Raw genomic sequence first — 18,570 nt, 5'->3', positions numbered from 1 at the left:
GATCAAGCTCCGAAGCGCTGACATCCGGCAGCAGCGCATTATATGGTGGCACCGCCGCCATGCCGGCATCGGAGAAGGACATTGATGATCGCTCCTGCCGGAGCCCCGCCCGAACCCGCCTCCGCCGATGGCGTCCAGCGCAGCTTCGCATCGCAGGTCGCGCTGATCGCCCGGCTGCTGCGTAAACGCTTCGACGAGCGGGCACGCGCGATGGCGCTGACCGCGGACGAGGCGCTGACCCAGGCGCAATGGCGGGCGCTCGGCGCGATCTGGCTCCACCCCGGCTGGACTCAGAAGGAGATGGCGGAGAAGCTGGAGATCGGCCCGGTGGCGATGGGCCAGACGCTCGACAAGCTGGAGGCGCTGCAATGGGTCGAACGGCGCAGCGACCCCGGTGACCGCCGGGTCAAGCGGCTGTACGCGACCGACGCGGCAGAGCCGATGGTCGCCCGGCTCGGCCTGCTCGCGGGCCGCGAGGACCATTATGCCAGCGTCAGTCTGTCGCCGGAGAAGATGCGGACGCTGACCGGCTTGCTCGACGAGGTGATCGAGGCACTTAATTCGACCGCGTAGGTGAAGGGGCTCGTGGCGGTTGACGGGCCTACGATCTGCTATCTTTAGATGAACGAATGGCCGAAGCTGAGACGAGGCATTGACTCGCCGAATGATTGCTTCTGGGTCTTTCCGAGCATCGAGCATTACCGGCCCTTCCGCCCAGCGAGAGGGCCGGTCGCTGCGCGTTAGGCCGCGGCGCCGCCGTCGATGTTGAGGGTGGTGCCGGTGATGTAGCTCGCGTCCGGTCCGGCGAAGAAGGCCACTGCCCCCGCAATTTCTTCAACTTTCCCATATCGTCCTAGCGGGATCGCGCCGATCATCTGCTGTGCGAACTCGCTGTCGGCAGGGTTCATGTCGGTGTCGATCGGACCCGGCTGCACGGTGTTGACCAGGATGTTGCGCGCCGCGAGATCCTTGGCCCATCCGCGCGCCAGCGCCGCCACCGCCGCCTTTGTTGCGCTATAGACCGAGGTCGCCGGGAAAGCCTTCTCGCCCGAGATGCTTCCGATCAAGATGATCCGCCCACCATCGTTGAGATGCGGTAGCGCCGCGCGCGTGCCGACGTGCAGGCCTTTCACGTTGACGCCGAACTGGCGGTCGAAGGTCTCATCGGTGTCGTCCGCGATGGGCGAGAATTCCGCCACACCGGCATTGTGGACCAGAATGTCGATCGTGCCCAATGCCGCCGCAGCCTGTTCAACGCCAGCGCGCTGCGAGGCGGGATCGCCAGCGTTGGCCTGAAACGCGAAGGCGGTGCCGCCCGCGCTCTTGATTGCCGTCACGATGGCGTCCGCCGCGGCCCTGTTTGCCGCATAGGTAATCGCGACGGTCGCACCCTCGGCCGCCAGTCGCCTGGCGATCGCCGCACCGATGCCGCGCGATCCGCCGGTGACGAGCGCGGTCTTGCCTTGAAGGGACATGTGCATTCTCCAAAAATCAGGCCCGCGATCACGGCTTCGTGCGCTGTCGGCGGGGCACAAGATGGCGTGTCGCTTCATCAGTTCAATATTCCCGAACTATTAAATCGATGCGTGTGCCCTATATCCGTCGCATGCCCCGCTTCACCCATCCCCGGCTGGAGGACGTTCCGCTCGATCTGGCGCTGCACGCGCTGGCCGATTCCAATCGGCTGGGGATGGTGGCGCGGCTCGCCGCGACCGAGCGGCTGAGCTGCACCGATGCCGCGCCGTGCGAGTCGATCCCGAAGAGCACGCTGTCCAACCATTTGAAGCTGCTGCGCGCGGCCGGGCTGATCGAGACCACGCAGGCCGGGCGCGAGATGATTAACACGCTGCGCCGGGCGGACTTCGAACGGCGCTTTCCCGGCCTGCTCGACGCGGTGCTCGCCAACCGGCCGGCCTGATTACCCGCCGATCGCGTCGAGTTCGGCCACGGCATCCTTGGGCAGCGTCAGCGAGGCTGCGGCAAGGTTCTCGCGGAGATGCGCCACCGACGAGGTACCGGGGATCAGCAGGATGTTGGGCGAGCGCTGGAGCAGCCAGGCGAGCGCCACCTGCATCGGCGTCGCCTCCAGCCGTGCCGCCACGTCGGACAAAGCCGCCGACTGGAGCGGGCTGAACCCGCCCAGCGGGAAGAACGGAACATAGGCGACCCCCTCCGCCGCCAGTGCGTCGATAAAGGCGTCGTCGTCGCGATGAGCAAGGTTGTACTGGTTCTGGACGCAGGCGATCTCGGCGATCCTACGGGCCTCTTCGAACTGCGTCGGCGTCACGTTGCTGAGGCCGATGTGACGCACCAGCCCCTGACGCTGGAGGTCTGCCACCGCCTCGAGCGGCGCGGCGAGCGACCCTTCCGCCGGCCCGTGAACATCGAACATCAGGCGCAGGTTGACGACGTCGAGCGCCTCCAGCCCGAGGTTCGTCAGATTGTCCTCGACCGCGCGAGCCAGATCGTCCGGCTCGAAAGCGGGCAGCCATGACGCATCGTCACCGCGCCGTGCGCCGATCTTGGTCACGATCAGCAGGTCGTCGGGGTAGGGAAACAGCGCCTCGCGGATCAGCCGGTTGGTGACATGCGGACCGTAGAAGTCGCTGGTGTCGATGTGGTCCACACCCGCCTCCACGGCAGCGCGCAGCACCGCCAGCGCCTCACCGTGGTCGCGTGGTGGACCGAACACGCCGGGCCCGGCGAGTTGCATTGCGCCATAGCCAAGCCGCTTCACGCTGCGTCCGGCCAAGGAATAGGTGCCTGCCTGCTCGATGATCATCGTCAATCTCCTGTGCTGGCACTGAGATACGGCTTGCGGATCATCGCGATAAGCCGGAGTGATTTGCACGGGCTGTACGGAAAACCGCACAATGAAGGCCGATTTTGCCGATCTCAACTCGTTCCTGGCGGTTGCGCAGGCACGCGGCTTCCGCGACGCGGCGCGTACCGTTGGATCGAGCGCGTCGACGCTCAGCGAAGCCGTGCGGCGGCTGGAGGCGCGGTTGGGCGTCCGGCTGCTCCATCGCACCACGCGCAGCGTCGTGCCGACCGAGGCCGGAACGCGGCTGATCGAGCGGTTGGCACCCGTGCTCAGCGAGGTCGAGGCGGCACTCGACGTCGTGAACCTGTTCCGCGACCGGCCGGCGGGGAAGCTGAGGCTCAACGTGCCGGTCAGCGCAGCGAGGCTGGTGCTGCCGCCGATTCTGACAGGCTTCCTCGCCGCATATCCCGACATTCAGGTCGAAGTCGTCGCCGAGGACGGCTTCGTCGACATGGTGGCGTCGGGCTGCGATGCGGGCATCCGGTATGACGAGCGGCTGGAGCAGGACATGATTGCGGTGCCGATCGGTCCGCGCGTCCAGCGCTTCGCGACCGCGGCAGCCCCCGGCTATCTCGACGCGCGGGGGCGGCCGGGTCACCCGCGCGATCTGCTCGACCACGCCTGCCTGCGTGGCCGCTTCACCAGTGGCGCGCTCACCAGTCCATGGGAGTTCGAGCGAGAAGGCGAGATCGTGCGAATCGAGCCACAAGGGCCGCTGATCGCCAGCGTGGCTGGCGCGGCGGATCTGCTCGTCGACGTAGCGGTCGCGGGTGGTGGAATTGTGTCGCTGTTCGAGGACTGGCTGCGGCCGGCGCTTGACAGCGGCGCACTGGAAGCGGTGCTGCCCGATTGGTGGCAGTGCTTTTCCGGCCCGTTCCTATACTACTCTGGCCGCCGTCTATTGCCGCCACCGCTACGCGCGTTCATCGATTTCATCCGCAGCTAGAAAGTCAGTGCCCCATGCCGCACCGTGCCGGATCGGCTATTCTGGCGTGAGGGAGCGACTTGCAGGCGGCGGATGGCCTCCCGAATAGGTTCAACACCAAAGTGGACGAATGGCAGAAGGTGGCGTGCCAAATCCGAGTGCTGAATGACCGGAAATGGGTCTTGGGGTCTATGAGAAGCCAACAACCGTATGGGGGACGTAGGGCTCCTCCAGTCGGGCAATTTCGCTTTCAGACAGCCCAAGGTCCAACGCGGCGATCGCATCGTCGAGGTGAGCAGCCTTTGAGGCACCGATGATGGGTGCCGAAACTTCAGGCTTCGCCAGCACCCATGCCAGCGCCACCTGTGCACGCGGGACACCGCGCTCGGCGGCGATTGCGGCCACGGCCATCACCACCTTTTGGTCCGCGTCCGCGGTATGCACGTAGAGTGTGCTGCCGAATTCGTCGGTCCTTGACCGCTCGGTCGTGTCGTCCCAATCGCGTGTGAGACGGCCACGCGCCAGCGGGCTCCACGGGATGACACCGACACCCTCGGCCGCGCAAAGCGGCAGCATCTCGCGCTCCTCCTCGCGGTAGAGCAGGTTCAGATAGTTCTGCATCGTAGCGAACCGCGTCCAACCGTTCGCCTCCGACACATGGAGCATGGTCGCGAACTGCCAGGCATACATCGAGGACGCGCCGATGTAGCGTGCCTTACCCGCCTTCACGACGTCATGGAGCGCCTCCAGGGTTTCCTCGACTGGCACCTCGTGATCGAAGCGGTGGATCTGGTAAAGGTCGACATAGTCGGTGCCGAGCCGCACAAGGCTCGCGTCGATTGCCGTCATGATCGCTTTACGGCTCAGACCTGCGCCGTTGGGACCAGGGCGCATGCGGCCGTGCACCTTGGTGGCGATCACGAGCTCGTCGCGGCGGGTGTATTCCTTCAGCGCGCGGCCGACGATCTCCTCCGACGTGCCGTCCGAATAGACGTTTGCCGTGTCAAAGAAGTTGATGCCGGCTTCTACCGCCTTGCGCAGGATCGGACGGCTGGCTTCCTCGTCGAGCGTCCATGCGTGATTGCCACGGTCGGGAACGCCGTAGGTCATGCATCCGAGACATAGCCGAGATACGTCGAGGCCGGTGCTGCCGAGCTTGGTATAATCCATCGTTGTTCTCGCAATTCGGGTTTGTGGGTCCAACGAACGGCTTGGCAGGAAGTCGCCTACCGCGCCGGACCTCAGCGCGATCGGCTCACCATTCGACGCCGATCTTGCCGAAGTGCGTCGCGCCCATCTCGAAGCGGAACGCGTCTGCCAGCTTCTCGAGCGCGAAGCGGCGATCCACGACCGGCCGGATGCCGCTGGCATCAAGGGCGCGTACAAAGTCCTGTTGCTCGCGCCGGCTGCCGACGATCAGTCCCTGCAGCCGCGCCTGCTTCGCCATGAGCGCCGCGGTCGGCACCTCGCCGGCACTGCCGGTCAGCACGCCGATCAGCGAGATGTGCCCGCCGACACGTACCGCAGCGATCGACTGTGCCAGCGTGCCCGGCCCGCCAACCTCGACGACATGGTCGACTCCGCGACCCCCGGTCCAGTTGGCGATAGCACGGCCCCATTCCGGCTGGTCGCGGTAGTTGAGGACATGGTCGGCGCCGAGATCGCGCGCCCGCTCCAGCTTCGCACCCGACGACGACGTGATCGCCACCGTCGCCCCCATGAGCTTGGCGATCTGAAGCGCCCAGATTGACACGCCACCGGTACCGAGTAGCAGCACGGTGTCGCCGGCCTTGAGCTTGCCGTCGCCGACCAGGGCTCGCCATGCGGTGAGCCCAGCCGTCGTGATCGTGGCGGCCTCCACGGCATCGTAGTCACGTGGCGCATGCGTGAACGCCGTGGCAGGCAGAACGACATGTTCCTGCGCGAAGCCGTCGATCCCGTCACCGGGTGTGCGGCGGAAGTCGCCGGCGGTGGGTGGTCCATCCTGCCAATCCGGGAAGAAGCAGGAGACAACACGATCTTTCGGCCGGAACTCGGTCACGCCCTCGCCGACCGCTTCAACGACGCCGGCGCCGTCCGCCAGCGGGATGCGCCCGTCCGCCGTCGGCATCCGGCCGGTCGCAACGCCGAGATCGTGGAAGTTGAGCGAGCTGCCATGCAGCGCTACCCGGATTTCGCCCGCGCCAGGGGCGCCGGGATCAGGGCGCTCCTCCAGTGCTAGCAGATCAAGCCCAATCGGGCTGCGCAGAACCATTGCCTTCATGATCAAACTCCATTGTCTCGCACGAACCACACACTCGCGAGCTAACGCGCGCTGGCCTCTGGTGGCGTCGGAACGCGCAAGCGAGGACATTGGGGCGAGGTTCAGCCCCGCTTGCATAAATGCTCCGTTGCTACATTCGCCCGGCTACGGCCGTTCGGCGGCGATGCCAGAGCGCGCGGAATCAGCCGGCGGACCATAATGAATGAACGACCGCTTCCGGGAAGCAGTCGAGCGCCTTGGATTGACCGACTATGGGTCGCCCTGACTACTGGTTGCAGGGAACGCAAGGTCTTGCGTAGCCTTAGCCGACGCAGATGGCGATCGTAGTGGACCGGAAGATATGGATATGCGCATACTCATGATCGGGCTGGGCGACATTGCCCGCAAGGCGTATCTTCCGGTGCTGTCGCAGCGCGGCGATCTCGATATCCATCTCACGACCAGGAACAAAGTTGTTCTCGACGAAGTCGGTCGCGAGTTCCGGATCGTTAATCGGCACGCCAGTGTGGCCGACGCGCTTTCCGCGACGTCGTTCGATGCCGCCTTCGTCCATGCAGCCACGCCCGCGCATGGCGAACTGGTCAGGCTTCTGATCGACTGGGGTATCCCCACCTTCGTCGACAAACCGCTCGCGGATACCCTCTCTGAAACGGAAGCGCTCGTTACCCTGGCTGCGGCGAGGGGCACGCCGCTCGTCCTCGGGTTCAATCGGCGGTTCGCGCCGGACTATGTCGCCTTGCGCGCCGTCGATGCGAACCTCGTCGTCATGGAAAAGCATCGGCACCGGCAACCGGACCTGCCCCGTCGTGTCGTCTTCGACGACTTCATTCACGTCGTCGATACGTTGCTGTCGCTCACCCCTGCGCCGGTTCGCCGCCGCACCATCGAAACCCATGTCGTGAACGACATGCTGCACGGCATCACCCTCACGCTGGCAGGCGACGGGTTTACCGCAATCGGGATGATGCATCGGAACAGCGGACTCGATGAGGAGCGTCTGGACGTCATCGGTGGTGGGATGCGGCACAGCGTGCGGAACCTTGCCGAGCGTGTCGAAGCACAGGGTACGCAAAGCGTGCAACGACGGCCGGATTGGATTTCGGTCGGACGGCAACGCGGCTTCGAAGCGATGTGCGACGATTTCCTGATCGCGGTTCGGCAGCGCAGGCCGGTCGATGCGGCCGCCATCTTGGCGACGCATGTGATTTGCGAGGCCGTCGTCCGCCATGCGGAGGCAGGCATTCGTGGAGAAGTCTCTGCTGGCGCGGACTACAAGGACGGCGACAAACAACAACGTATCTGACTCACTATCGGCAGTCGGAAAGCGCCCAACGAAACGCGAACGTTCATCTGTCTCGGCCACGATCGGCGTCATCCACCTTCACCGTCGACCGAATGAACCTCGCGACATCCGCCAGGACCGGTCCACGGTTGCGAAAGGGGCGGGCAAGCGCAAGCAGGATGCCGACATGGCCAAGTTTGGGGTATGCCCTTTGCTTCACGGCAACGCCGCCCGCGCGGAGCCTGTTGGCCAGCGCTTCGCTGTTTCGGGGGCGCACGACGGTATCCTTGGTCCCGTAGAGCAGCAGTGTGGGCGGGTCACCGGTTCCCGCCCATGTCACTGGTTGCGTCTCCGCCGGATCAAAGGCCTGCCCGAAGGCCGCACGGCTCGCATCCACATCAAACGGGGCGAAGTCATAGGGTCCGGCAAGTCCGACGAACCCCCGCACCACCGACCGCGTCTCTCCCAGCCAGCGCGGATCGACCGCCAGCATCGCGGCGATATACGCGCCTGCCGAATGGCCCATCAGGACGACCGAGCGGCCATTGCCGCAATATCGGTCGGCGTTCGCGCGCACCCAGCGCACGGCGGCAGCACCGTCCTCGACGAACGCCGGATACCGGACGTCAGGCACCAGTCGGTAATCGGGGACGACGGTCACGAACCCCTGCGCCGCGAGCGCGCGGCCAACGAACGCGTAGCCCGCCCGCGTCCCGCTGTTCCAGCTGCCGCCGTAGAAGAACACCACGACCGGTCGCGGCTGCCCGCAAATGCCACGCGGTGCATAGACGTCCAGTCGCTGGCGCGGCGCCGATCCGTAGGCCAGCCCCCTAGCGACCAGAGTACCGCCGCGATCCTTCGGCACCAGCCTGTCAAAGGCGCCAAGCGGCGAACAGGCGGTGGCAAACGCCCCGAGCAAGGCGCCGATCCCCGGGCCCACGCCGCGCCGCCTCATGCCATTCCTGCTCCGGATCATATGGTGCGTCCTCCCGTTTTCTCGCAGCGTAGCCGACGTGGCCGGGTGGGGCACGCCCCGCGTACCTTTCAAACGCCGCCCCTGCGCCGCATAGGGGGTGATGGCCGATCCCATCCTCTACAGCTTTCGTCGTTGCCCCTATGCGATGCGTGCGCGACTGGCACTGGCCGTCAGTGCCGTGCGCTATGAACTTCGCGAGGTTCGTCTCTCGGCCAAGCCCGATGCGATGCTTGCGATCTCATCCAAGGGTACCGTGCCAATTCTGCGAACCGCCGATGGCGCGGTGATCGACCAAAGTCTCGCGATCATGCGATGGGCGTTGTCGCTCCGCGATCCGGACGACTGGCTGGCACGCGACGATCCGGCCCTGATCGCCAGCAACGACGGAAGCTTCAAGCACCATCTCGACCGGTATAAATATCCCGACCGGCACGGTTCGAACGCGGCCGAGCATCGCGATCTCGGCCTTTTGTTCCTGCGAGAACTCGATGCCCGCCTAGGCTCCACGGGACAGCTCGCCGGAATACGCATGGGTATCGCCGATGCGGCGATCATGCCGTTCGTCCGGCAATTCGCCGCGGTCGATCGCGGATGGTTCGACACGCTGACGCTGCAACATTTGCAGACGTGGCTCACAGCGCACCTTGCCTCCGATCTGTTCCGGCGGATCATGTACCGGGTCGCGCCATGGTGTCCGGGCGAGCGGATTGTCATCATGCAAGGCGGGGCGCGGGTCGATCCGCCCGCGAACGCCGAGTTGCAGCCCGACTGCCCCGCATTCCTCTAATTCTCAATAAGGCTAGCCGGGCAGCTGCCCGGAGCGGTTGGTAAGCGCCGGCCGCCAAGATGAATGAGCGACCGGAGTCGGGAAGCGGGCTGGGCGCTCTGAACGACCGTTCCTGGGTCCCTTCCGCCGCGATGCCTCACGTGGGTTCTGTCAGCCCAAGTGCACCGGCTGGTAATCAGGGCAGGGTAGGTGAGGGCATGCCTCGCCCGCGCAAGCCAGCCAGTCCGTTCCGCTACTTCAATTCATCGCCCGAGGTGATCCGCCTTGTGGTGCTGATGTACGTCCGCTTCCCGCTATCGCTGCGGAATGTGGAAGACCTGCTGTTCGAGCGCGGCATCGACATCTGCCATGAGACGGTGCGGATGTGGTGGAACAGGTTTGGGCCGATGTTCGCCGGCGAGGTGCGCCGCAGGCGGGTAAGCCGCATGCGTGGCTTTCGCCACTGGCGCTGGCACCTGGACGAAATGTACGTGAAGCTGAACGGCGAGATGGTCTACCTGTGGCGAGCGGTCGATCATGAAGGCGAGGTGCTGGAAAGCTACGTCACCAGAACGCGGGACAAGGCAGCTGCGCTCACCTTCATGAAGAAGGCGCTGAAGCGTCACGGTTCGCCTGAGGCGATCACCACCGATGGTCTGCGCAGCTATCGTGCCGCGATGAACGAGCTTGGCAATGTTGACCGCCAGGAGGTGGGCCGCTGGGCCAACAACAGGGTGGAGAACTCACACCTGCCGTTCCGACGACGGGAGCGGGCGATGCTCCGCTTCCGACAGATGAAGAGCCTGCAGAAGTTCGCTTCTGTCCACGCCAACGTCCACAACCACTTCAGCCTGGAGCGCCATCTCACCGACCGACACACCTACAAGGAACGACGCTCAGCCGCACTGGATGATTGGCGAGTGCTCGTCAGCTGATCTGCGGGCTTATTGATCGAAGCTTTAGCACCGGAGACGCGTCCGCCTTAAACTGACAGCTCCGCCACATTTTTCACGAACCAATAAAATTTCGGCCTGAAAGCATTCGGGTGCGGAAGCGTCGCGAACCCTGTCGAGCCGCTTGGCGGGTGCGGTTCGGCGCCACGTCGTGCGCCATCTGCGGCAGGCGAGGGCAGCTCCATGCCGCCATTCCATCATATCCTTCAGGCCGATGCCGGTGAACGCCGCATCGGCATGAAGGACGGGTTCTCCGCACGGCGATAGTCCGCCGGCGTTATCCCTTCTTGCCGATCAACTTGTCGGCGATCTGCTTGGCGGCGTCTTCGGCGGCCTTGGTCACGCCCTTCAGGATGTCGTTGGAGGTCTTGGCTGCGGCCTTGGCGGCGTCGTCGGCTGCCTTTTGGGCGTCCTTGGCGGCCTGTTCCTGCGCCTTGGCGGCGTCCGCGGCTGCCTTGGCGGCGTCTTTCTGGGCGTCGGCTGCCGCCTTGGCTGCATCCTTGGCGGCCTTGTCCGATGCGGCCTTGGTCGCATCGTCCGCCGCCTTCCTGGCGTCGTCCGCCGCCTTGGCGGCCTGTGCGTCGGAGGCTGCCTTGGCCGCGTCCTTGGCGGCCTTGTCCGCTGCCGCCTGCGCGGCATCGGCGGCGGCCTTCGCAGCCTCCTTGGCGGCCTTGTCCGCGTCCCTGGCTGCCTGGTCGGCGAGCTTGGCGTTGTCGGCTGCGACCTTGTCGGCGGCATCGCGCGCCGCCTTTTCGGCGTCCTTCATCGCCTGGGCGGCCTGATCCGCCGCCGCTTTCTGCGCGTCGCGCGCCGCCTTGTCGGCGGCGGCCTGGCTGGCGGCCTCGGCGGCCCTGGCGGCATCGCTGGCCGCCCTCGCTGCGAGCGCGGCGAGCTGGTCGGCCGCGGCCTTGGCCGCCGCGTCCTGCGAGGCGGCGGCGTCCTGAGCCGCCTTGGCCGCGTCACGGGCGGCCTGGTCCGCCGCGGCCTGCGCCGCCGCCTTTTGCGCCTCCTGCTGGACACGCTGCGCCTCGGCCGCCGCGGCGGCATCGGCCGCGGCGCGCGCATCGTCCTGCGCCTTTTGCGCGATGGCGGCGGCGGCCCTGGCCGCGTCCTCCGCGCTCTTGTCCTCGGCCGCCTTGCGCGCCGCGTCGGCGGCCTGCTGCGCGGTGGCGGCATCGGCGAGCGCCTTGGCCTGCGCGGCCTCCTTGGCGACGCGATCCGCTTCCGCGCGCGCCGCCGCATCGGCCGCCGCCGCCGCGGCCTTGGCCGTCGCGTCGGCCGCCGCCGCAGCGGCGACGCGCGCCGCCGCTGCCTGATCCTGTTCGGCCTTGGCGCGCGCGGCGTCCTCCGCCGATTTGGCGGCGGCCGCGGCGGCGATCTGTGCCGCCTGATCGGCCTCCGCCTTGGCCTGCGCGGCGGCGGCCGCCTCGGCGCTCGCCTTTTCCGCTGCCGCTGCGCTGGCGCGGGTCGTGGCGACTTCGGTTGCCGCCTCGATCACCTTGACCGCCGAGGACGATGCCTCCGTCGCGACCCGCGTCGCCGCCGCCACCGAGGCGAGCGCCGCGTTCGTTTCGACGCCGATCGTGCCCTGCACCATACCACCCGTGGTCTGCTGCAACGACACCGGTGCGGCATAGACCGCCTGCGACAGCGCCGCGACCTCGACGACCGGTGCGGCAGTCGCCGCTGCCGTCGCGGGCGCTGCCGCCGTATCCGCGGTCACCACCGTGTCGGCCACCGGTTCAGGCGTCGCGATGGCCGGTGCGGCCGGCGACTGGATGACCCGGCGCACGCCGCCGGTCTCCACCTCCATGCGGAAGCGGTCGCGCGACGATACCAGCGCGACGGAGCCCGGCAGGATCAGGTCGTGTGCGCCGCCGTCGGGCGTCGCCACCTCGACCGCGCCTTCCAGCACCTGGAGCGCGGTGCCCGAATCGCCGACGTTGACGCTGAAGGTGGTGCCCTTCACCACTGCGGCGAGGTAGGGCGTCTTCACCTCGAAATGCGGCGTCATCTTCTTCTTGATCATGAAGACGACGTTGCCGAATTCCTGGGCGATGCGGGTGAGGCCGCTCGCCTCCTCGCTGTCGCTGGGCAGGCGCAGCCGGGTGTCGGGCGCGATCATCATGAATTCCGTGCCGCGCACCAGCACCGCCCGGCCGCCCTTGGCCGTGGTGATCGTGTCGCCCGCCGCGATGGCGAGGCCGCGCGTCGCGGCCTTGCTGAGGCCGGCATGGGCGACGACGACCCCGCCGCTCGCCTCGCTGATCGTCCAGCCGCGCGAGGCGGCGAGCCCCGCAGTCGAACAGGACGTCGCCAGAACGGCGAGCACCAGCTTGCGCATTATCGTTTTCCCCTGTCGGGCGAGAACCGCCCAAGCATGGGCTGATAGACAGGGAAGCGTTGCGAACCGCTTGATCGGAATGGTTACCCGAATGTCTCGCGTCGCCATCGCAAATGCGGCGGTAACCAAATGCCAACACTGCCGCGTCTAGGCCCCTTGGCGATGAGTGGGGATACGATGCGTAGATACCGGACGATTCAGGCAATGTCGCTGGCGGCCCTCGGCCTCGCCCAGGCGGGGGTGGCGGGGGCACAGGTGCGGCTCGATCGCGCCGATCCGACGATCACCGAAAAATCGCTGCCGGCGCCCGGCCCGGACGTGACGCAGCCGCCTGCCACCACCGAGGTGGCGACACCGGCCGGCATCGCCGACACCGCCCAGCGCACGCCGACGATCACCGCCATCACCGTCGCTGATGGCGGCCTGCTGCCGGCTGCCGCCTATGCGCAGGTGCTGGCGAACGCGACCGGTCGCGCGCTCGACCGTGCCGATCTCGCCAAGCTGGCGGGCGATGTCGCGGCAGTGGCGCAGGCCAGGGGTTTCCCCTTCGCCACGGCATCGGTCGAACCGCAGCCGATGCGTGACGGCATCCTGCGCGTCACGCTCGACCCCGGCCGGATCGACGCCGTGCGCGTGGTCGGCGCACGGAACGCCGCTGCGGATGCATTGCTGGTCAAAGTGCTCGTCACGCACGGCCCCGTCCGCCAGGCGACGCTGGAGCGGGCGCTGTCGCTCCTCGCCGACATGCCCGGCGTGACGGTGAAGCAGACCCGCTACGTCCGCCAGCAGGGTTTCGGCATCCTGCTCGTCACCATCGATCAGGATCGCGCGAGCGCCTACCTCCAGATCGACAACCGCGGCAGCAAGGAGGTGGGGCCGATCCGCTCGACCTTGCTCGGCAATATCCGCAACGTCGCATCCGATGGCGACGAGCTGGGCATCATCGTCGCGCAGACGCCGATCCAGCCGAGCGAATTCGCCTTCCTCCGCCTGCGCTATGCCGCGCCGGTCGATGCCGCGGGATCGATCCTGGCGGTATCAGGATCGATCGGCCGGTCCCATCCGGGTGCGTCGCTCGCCGCGCTCGACGTGATCGGCAACAGCGGCGATCTGGCGGTCACCTATGCACGGCCGCTGCTGCGCCGTCGCAGCGAAGCCTTGTGGGCCACGGCGGAATGGCGGGCGGTCAGCATCGACCAGTCGCTCGCCGGCCAGCGGCTGCGCGCCGACCGGCTGTCCACCTTCACCGGATCGGTCAACGGCTTCACGCCGCTGGCCGGCGGCGTGTTCCGCGGCGAGGTGTCCGCCGTCGCCGGCCTGCCGCTGGCCGGCGTGTCGCATGAAGGCGACCGGTTCATCTCGCGGCCGGATGGCGATGCGCGCTTCGTCGCGGCGACCTATACCTTCGACTGGACGACGCATCTGTCGCGCCCGATCAGCATCGTGCTCGCCTCGGCCGGCCAGCTCGCCTCGCGGCCGCTGCTCGCGACGGCGGAGATCGGCATCGGCGGGCCGGTGTTCGCGCGCGCCTACGATTATGCCGAGCGGACCGGCGACCAGGGGATCATGGGCTCGGCGGAATTGCGCGCGGACACCGGTCGGTTGATCGCCGGGGTGATCGACCGGACGCAAGTCTACGGCTTCGTCGATGGCGGGGTCGTGCGCAACCTGCGGGACGGCTTCGGCGGCGGTTCGCTGGCGTCGAGCGGCGTCGGCCTGCGCGCGGGTACGGGCCGGATCGACGGGATGGTGGAGGTGGCGCTGCCGCTCAATTCCGATCGCTTCGACACCGGCGACCGTACCCCGCGCATCTCGCTGCGCCTGTCGCGGATATTCTGATCGGACGGCGGTGTTTTCCGTCACCGGACCTTCAGGGCGCAAAGCGCTCTCGCAACGTCCGATGCCGATCCTCCGCCGCGAAGCGATGAACCGATCGGGCGGACGGGGGTTGGATCGGTTCGCATGGACCGGCAACGTCGCCGTGGCATGTCATCCACCACGAGGACCGGCCAGTGACCGATATCAACACCGCGAACCAGGACGAACTCGACGCCGTCGAGGGGCTGCGTGGCCATGGCTTCGAGATCGTGCGGTATCGCGAGGAGCGCGGACGCTTCACCAGCCTGCGCCAGCTCGACGAGGTGCCCGGCCTGTCCGGCAAGCTGGACGAGGCGACGCGCGGACAGCTGAGCGTCTGACGCACGGGCGGCGCGCGCGTTGCGGATCGCGAGCTATAACGTCAACGGCATCAACGGCCGCCTGCCGGTGCTGCTCGACTGGCTGGCCGAATGCCGCCCCGATGTCGTCTGCCTGCAGGAGCTGAAGGCGCCGGAGGCGCGCTTCCCCCGCCTCGCGCTGGAGGAGGCGGGATATCACGCGATCTGGCACGGTCAGCCGAGCTGGAACGGCGTCGCCATCCTCAGCCGGCGCGATCTGCCGGTCGAGACGCGGCGCGGATTGCCCGACGATCCCGATCCCACCCAGAGCCGCTATGTCGAGGCGGCGGTGGACGGCGTGCTGATCGGCTGCCTGTACCTGCCCAACGGCAATCCGCGTCCAGGCGCGAAGTTCGACTATAAAATGCGCTGGTTCGATGCGCTGATCGCCCATGCGCAGACGCTGGTCGACACCGGCCTGCCAGTCGTGCTGGCGGGCGATTACAACGTCATGCCGACGCCCCGCGACGTCTACAAACCCGAACGCTGGCAGGACGATGCGCTGTTCGCGCCGGAGGTGTGCGCCGCCTTTGCCCGGCTGGTGGCGCAAGGGTGGACCGACGCGCTCCGCACCGTCCATCCCGATGCGACGCTCTATACGTTCTGGGATTACCTGCGGAACGCCTATGGCCGCGATGCCGGCCTGCGCATCGATCACCTGCTGCTCAGCCCGTCGCTGGCACCGCGGCTGCGCGATGCGGGCGTGGACCGGGCGGTACGCGGCCGGGACAAGTCGAGCGACCATGCGCCCGTCTGGATCACGCTCGCGAACGAATAAACCTGCGGGCTTGCGCGATCGCGGCCGCTGGGGATAAGACGCGCCATCCGCATGGACCCGGTGCAAATCCGGGTGGCTATCCCGGCCGCCGATCCGCCGGGCAACCTCCACATGATCCGAACAGGCGCCGCCTTCGCGCGTGCGGCCGGCATGTGTTGCGTTCACGACAGGCAATGACCCACCCACTCTCCCGTTTCCGAACCGAATGGTTCGCCGGTGCCGGCGAAGCGCGCCGCGACATCCTGGCCGGCATCGTCGTCGCGCTGGCGCTGATCCCGGAGGCGATCGGCTTTTCGATCATCTCGGGCGTCGATCCGCGCGTCGGCCTCTATGCCTCGGTGGCGATCGCGATCGTCATCTCGCTGCTCGGCGGCAGGCCGGCGATGATCTCGGCGGCGACCGCGGCGGTCGCCGTGGTGGTGACGCCGCTGGTGCGCGACCACGGCGTGCCCTACCTCTTCGCGGCCACCATCCTGATGGGCGTGATCCAGATCGCGGCGGGGCTGCTCAGGCTCGACCTGCTGATGCAGTTCGTCTCGCGATCGGTCATCACCGGCTTCGTCAACGCGCTGGCGATCCTGATCTTCATGGCGCAGCTGCCGCAGCTCGTCGGGGTCAGCTGGCACACCTATGCGATGGTCGCGGCGGGGCTGGCGATCATCTACCTGTTGCCGCGCGTCACGCGGGCGGTGCCGTCGCCGCTGGTCGCGATCGTCCTGCTGGCGATCGTCAGCATCGCCATGGGCCTGCCGGTGCGCACCGTCGGCGACATGGGGCGCCTGCCCGAAGGATTGCCCAGCCTGGCGCTGCCGGACGTGCCGCTGACGCTGGAGACGCTGCGCATCATCCTGCCGTTTTCGCTGACCATGGCCGCGGTCGGCCTGCTCGAATCGCTGCTCACCGCGCAGATCGTCGACGACATGACCGACACGGACAGCGACAAGCGTCGCGAATGCATGGGGCAGGGGGCGGCCAACATGGCGGCGGCGCTGGTCGGCGGCATGGGTGGCTGCGCGATGATCGGCCAGTCGGTCATCAACGTCACCTCCGGCGGCCGCAAGCGGTTGTCCACCTTCGTCGCGGGTGCCTTTCTGATGTTCCTGCTCGCGGTGCTCGGCCCGGTGGTCGGGCGTATCCCGATGCCCGCGCTGGTCGCGGTGATGGTGATGGTGTCGATCGGCACGTTCAGCTGGAATTCGATCGCCAACCTGCGCCGGCATCCGCCGACCTCGTCGGTCGTCATGCTCGCGACCGTCGCGGTCGTGGTCGCGACCCACGACCTCGCGCGCGGCGTGCTGGCGGGCGTGCTGCTGTCGGGCATCTTCTTCGCAGGCAAGGTGCGCCGCATGTTCGCCGTCGAGCGCGCGGACGAGGGCGGCGCCGGAGGGGTGGCGTATCGCGTCTCCGGCGAGATCTTCTTCGCCTCCGTCGATCGCTTCACCCGCGCCTTCGCCGCCGAGGGCGGGCGCGCCGTCACCATCGACGTGTCGGCGGCGCATTTCTGGGACATCTCAGGCGTGGCGGCGCTCGACAAGATCGTCGCCCGGCTGCGGCGGGATGGATCGGAGGTGACCGTGATCGGCTACAACCGCGCCAGCGCCGACCTGATCGACCGGTTCGCGCTCCACGACAAGACCGGGTTCGAGCTCGGCGCCGTGCCGCACTGACCGCCGCGCATGCCGGCGATGCGCGGCGATGCAGGACAAGACGCTCGCCACGACAAGGGCGAAGGCGGCGACCTCCAGCGGCAGCGGCCAGCGGCGTTCCCACAGGAAGCCGTAGAGCAGCGCGAACAGCGTTTCGAACAGGATCATCTGGCCGACCATGGTCAGCGGCAGCAGCCGGCTCATCCGGTTCCACAGCGCATTGCCGGCCAGTGAAGCCAGGAGGGCGACCCCGATCGACACCGCCGCCAGCATCGCCCAGCCCTGCGCCTGGTGCCGGGCCGGCTCGATCGCCGCGCTCAACGGGATCAGCGCCGTGGCCTGCGCCCCGGTGACGATCCCGGTGAGCAGGTTCCAGTCATGGGCGGACACCGCCGGCAGCCGCGCCAGGCAGCGGGCATTGCCGACCGCGTAGGCGGTCCACGACGCCAGCGCGCCGACCGCGCAGCTCAGGCCGACCAGCGGCAGCGCGGTGCCGGTCGATGCGGACCGCCCCAGTGCCTGCCAGCCGATGCAGGCGACGCCCGCGGTGCACAACAGGATCGACGGCGCCAGCCGCACGAGCGGCACCGCACCGGCATCGCGGCTGCCGATGATCGTGACCGCGACGGGCAGGAAGCCGATGACGAGCGAGGTCATCGCGATGCCGCCGGTCTGCACCGCGGTCGACAGCAGCACATAGTATAGCGTGTTGCCGGCGACCGACAGCCACGCCAGCGCCAGCCAGTCGCGCCGTGCCAGCAGCCGGGTCAGCACTCGCCAGCGCGGCGCGACCAGCATGGCGGAGATCAGCCCATAGGCGAGGTAGCGCCCGATCGCGAGTTGCAGCGGCGTCGCCTCGCGCACCAGCGCCGGCGCCAGGAACACGAGGCCCCACAGCGCACCCGCTGCCATCCCGCAGGCGATGCCCGATGCGGTGCGATCCTGGCCCATGCCCGGCGCCTGCGATGCGATCATGGATGGTGTCCCGCTGTCTCAGCCTTTCGCCTATCACGTCACCGGCGAGCGATGTGCGCTTGCTCAGCCGCCCGAATGCAACAATTACTCGCGCATGGCCCGCAGCATGTCCTCCCGCCGTCCGACGCTTGATCCGTTCGACCGGGCGATCCTGCGCATCCTGCAGGTCGATACGAAGACGCCGCAGCGCACGATCGCGGCCGCCGTGAACCTGTCGACCGCGGCGGTGCAGCGGCGGATCGCCGCGCTGGAGGATGCCGGCATCATCCGGCACAATGTCGCGATCCTCGATCCGCGTGCGCTGGGCCTGACGATCACCGCGATGGTGGAGGTGCAGCTGACCGACGAGCGCCCCCATACCGTGGCGGCCGCCAAGGCGGTGTTCCTCGCGACGCCCGAGGTGCAGCAATGCTATTACGTCACCGGCGGCATCAGTTTCGTGCTGGTGATCGTGACCACCGACATGGTCGTCTACGAGGCGCTGACCCGCCGCCTGTTCACGCAGAACGCGGCGGTGGCGAGCTTCCGCAGCCTGATCGCGCTCGATCGGGTGAAGGCGGGCGCGGAGGTCGCCGTACCCTGACTGCGCCGATCGACCGGTTCCGTTCCGATGGAGAGGGGG

General features: G+C 67.7%; 17 protein-coding genes, 1 pseudogene and 1 other annotated feature. Of the genes and pseudogenes, 11 read left to right on the top strand and 7 right to left on the bottom strand.

Features of this window, described 5'->3' with window-relative positions; all coding sequences use genetic code 11:
* Positions 1-84: 84 nt before the first annotated feature.
* Entirely contained in the window at positions 85-573 is a 489-nt protein-coding gene (locus ACTZQ5_RS00205) for a MarR family winged helix-turn-helix transcriptional regulator (RefSeq protein WP_443583140.1), read from the top strand.
* A gap of 167 nt (positions 574-740) precedes the next feature.
* On the opposite strand, the gene ACTZQ5_RS00200 is transcribed toward ACTZQ5_RS00205, so the two are convergent.
* Positions 741-1,475 carry an SDR family NAD(P)-dependent oxidoreductase gene (locus ACTZQ5_RS00200; protein WP_443583687.1) on the bottom strand — a complete coding sequence of 245 codons (735 nt, stop codon included), beginning with the start codon at positions 1,473-1,475 and terminating at the stop codon, positions 741-743.
* A 131-nt stretch (positions 1,476-1,606) separates the two neighbouring features.
* On the opposite strand from ACTZQ5_RS00200, the gene ACTZQ5_RS00195 reads away from it, so the two are divergent.
* Positions 1,607-1,918 carry an ArsR/SmtB family transcription factor gene (locus ACTZQ5_RS00195; protein ID WP_443583139.1) on the top strand — a complete coding sequence of 104 codons (312 nt, stop codon included), beginning with the start codon at positions 1,607-1,609 and terminating at the stop codon, positions 1,916-1,918.
* Here ACTZQ5_RS00195 and ACTZQ5_RS00190 read toward each other — a convergent pair whose 3' ends face one another.
* Positions 1,919-2,782 carry an aldo/keto reductase family oxidoreductase gene (locus ACTZQ5_RS00190; protein ID WP_443583138.1) on the bottom strand — a complete coding sequence of 288 codons (864 nt, stop codon included), beginning with the start codon at positions 2,780-2,782 and terminating at the stop codon, positions 1,919-1,921.
* A 91-nt stretch (positions 2,783-2,873) separates the two neighbouring features.
* Here ACTZQ5_RS00190 and ACTZQ5_RS00185 point away from each other — a divergent pair, with 91 nt between their 5' ends.
* On the top strand, positions 2,874-3,770 hold the full coding sequence (locus ACTZQ5_RS00185) for a LysR family transcriptional regulator (RefSeq protein ID WP_443583137.1): 897 nt from the start codon (positions 2,874-2,876) through the stop codon (positions 3,768-3,770).
* Between the two features lie 168 nt (positions 3,771-3,938).
* On the opposite strand, the gene ACTZQ5_RS00180 is transcribed toward ACTZQ5_RS00185, so the two are convergent.
* Positions 3,939-4,919 (bottom strand): aldo/keto reductase, encoded by a 981-nt coding sequence (locus tag ACTZQ5_RS00180; RefSeq protein WP_443583136.1) that lies wholly within the window; start codon positions 4,917-4,919, stop codon positions 3,939-3,941.
* 85 nt (positions 4,920-5,004) lie between these two features.
* On the bottom strand, positions 5,005-6,012 hold the full coding sequence (locus tag ACTZQ5_RS00175) for a zinc-dependent alcohol dehydrogenase family protein (protein WP_443583135.1): 1,008 nt from the start codon (positions 6,010-6,012) through the stop codon (positions 5,005-5,007).
* A 358-nt stretch (positions 6,013-6,370) separates the two neighbouring features.
* Between ACTZQ5_RS00175 and ACTZQ5_RS00170 the strand changes: the two genes are divergently transcribed.
* Entirely contained in the window at positions 6,371-7,315 is a 945-nt protein-coding gene (locus ACTZQ5_RS00170; RefSeq protein ID WP_443583134.1) for a Gfo/Idh/MocA family protein, read from the top strand.
* A gap of 43 nt (positions 7,316-7,358) precedes the next feature.
* Here the strand turns inward: ACTZQ5_RS00170 and ACTZQ5_RS00165 are convergent, their stop codons facing one another.
* Positions 7,359-8,249: an alpha/beta hydrolase gene (locus ACTZQ5_RS00165; protein ID WP_443583133.1), complete on the bottom strand. Its 891-nt coding sequence runs from the start codon at positions 8,247-8,249 to the stop codon at positions 7,359-7,361.
* 121 nt (positions 8,250-8,370) lie between these two features.
* Here ACTZQ5_RS00165 and ACTZQ5_RS00160 point away from each other — a divergent pair, with 121 nt between their 5' ends.
* Both ACTZQ5_RS00160 and ACTZQ5_RS00155 read left to right on the top strand, forming a co-directional pair.
* Positions 8,371-9,057, top strand: a complete 687-nt coding sequence (locus tag ACTZQ5_RS00160) for a glutathione S-transferase (RefSeq protein WP_443583132.1) — start codon at positions 8,371-8,373, stop codon at positions 9,055-9,057.
* Between the two features lie 197 nt (positions 9,058-9,254).
* Positions 9,255-9,971, top strand: coding sequence for an IS6 family transposase (locus ACTZQ5_RS00155; RefSeq protein WP_443583131.1), 717 nt, complete (start codon positions 9,255-9,257; stop codon positions 9,969-9,971).
* Positions 9,972-10,266: 295 nt separating this feature from the next.
* Here the strand turns inward: ACTZQ5_RS00155 and ACTZQ5_RS00150 are convergent, their stop codons facing one another.
* The gene (locus ACTZQ5_RS00150; RefSeq protein WP_443583130.1) at positions 10,267-12,333 is read right to left on the bottom strand and encodes a FecR domain-containing protein; all 2,067 of its coding nucleotides are present in this window, start codon (positions 12,331-12,333) and stop codon (positions 10,267-10,269) included.
* Between the two features lie 204 nt (positions 12,334-12,537).
* Here ACTZQ5_RS00150 and ACTZQ5_RS00145 point away from each other — a divergent pair, with 204 nt between their 5' ends.
* From ACTZQ5_RS00145 to ACTZQ5_RS00130, 4 genes are all read left to right on the top strand, one after another.
* The gene (locus tag ACTZQ5_RS00145; RefSeq protein WP_443583129.1) at positions 12,538-14,172 is read left to right on the top strand and encodes a ShlB/FhaC/HecB family hemolysin secretion/activation protein; all 1,635 of its coding nucleotides are present in this window, start codon (positions 12,538-12,540) and stop codon (positions 14,170-14,172) included.
* A 173-nt stretch (positions 14,173-14,345) separates the two neighbouring features.
* A complete protein-coding gene (locus ACTZQ5_RS00140) occupies positions 14,346-14,531 on the top strand; it encodes a helix-hairpin-helix domain-containing protein (protein ID WP_443583128.1) in 186 nt (61 codons plus the stop codon).
* Between the two features lie 19 nt (positions 14,532-14,550).
* On the top strand, positions 14,551-15,327 hold the full coding sequence (gene xth / locus ACTZQ5_RS00135; protein ID WP_443583127.1) for an exodeoxyribonuclease III: 777 nt from the start codon (positions 14,551-14,553) through the stop codon (positions 15,325-15,327).
* 50 nt (positions 15,328-15,377) lie between these two features.
* Positions 15,378-15,433: a sequence feature (sul1 is cis-regulatory element that is thought to sense ions involved in sulfur or methionine metabolism; They are found in Alphaproteobacteria), on the top strand.
* A gap of 67 nt (positions 15,434-15,500) precedes the next feature.
* Complete coding sequence (locus ACTZQ5_RS00130; RefSeq protein ID WP_443583126.1) at positions 15,501-16,994, top strand: SulP family inorganic anion transporter; 1,494 nt, start codon at positions 15,501-15,503, stop codon at positions 16,992-16,994.
* A 519-nt stretch (positions 16,995-17,513) separates the two neighbouring features.
* On the opposite strand, the pseudogene ACTZQ5_RS00125 reads toward ACTZQ5_RS00130, so the two are convergent.
* Positions 17,514-17,924 (bottom strand): annotated as a pseudogene (locus ACTZQ5_RS00125) (EamA family transporter); the annotation flags it as partial.
* A 130-nt stretch (positions 17,925-18,054) separates the two neighbouring features.
* Between ACTZQ5_RS00125 and ACTZQ5_RS00120 the strand changes: the two are divergent.
* The gene (locus ACTZQ5_RS00120; protein ID WP_443583125.1) at positions 18,055-18,531 is read left to right on the top strand and encodes an Lrp/AsnC family transcriptional regulator; all 477 of its coding nucleotides are present in this window, start codon (positions 18,055-18,057) and stop codon (positions 18,529-18,531) included.
* The last annotated feature ends 39 nt before the right edge of the window (positions 18,532-18,570 follow it).

The sequence above is a fragment of the Sphingomonas cellulosilytica genome, from assembly GCF_052321755.1.
In the GTDB taxonomy this organism is placed as follows: Bacteria; Pseudomonadota; Alphaproteobacteria; order Sphingomonadales; family Sphingomonadaceae; genus Sphingomonas.
This window is presented reverse-complemented; position numbering and strand designations above follow the sequence as displayed.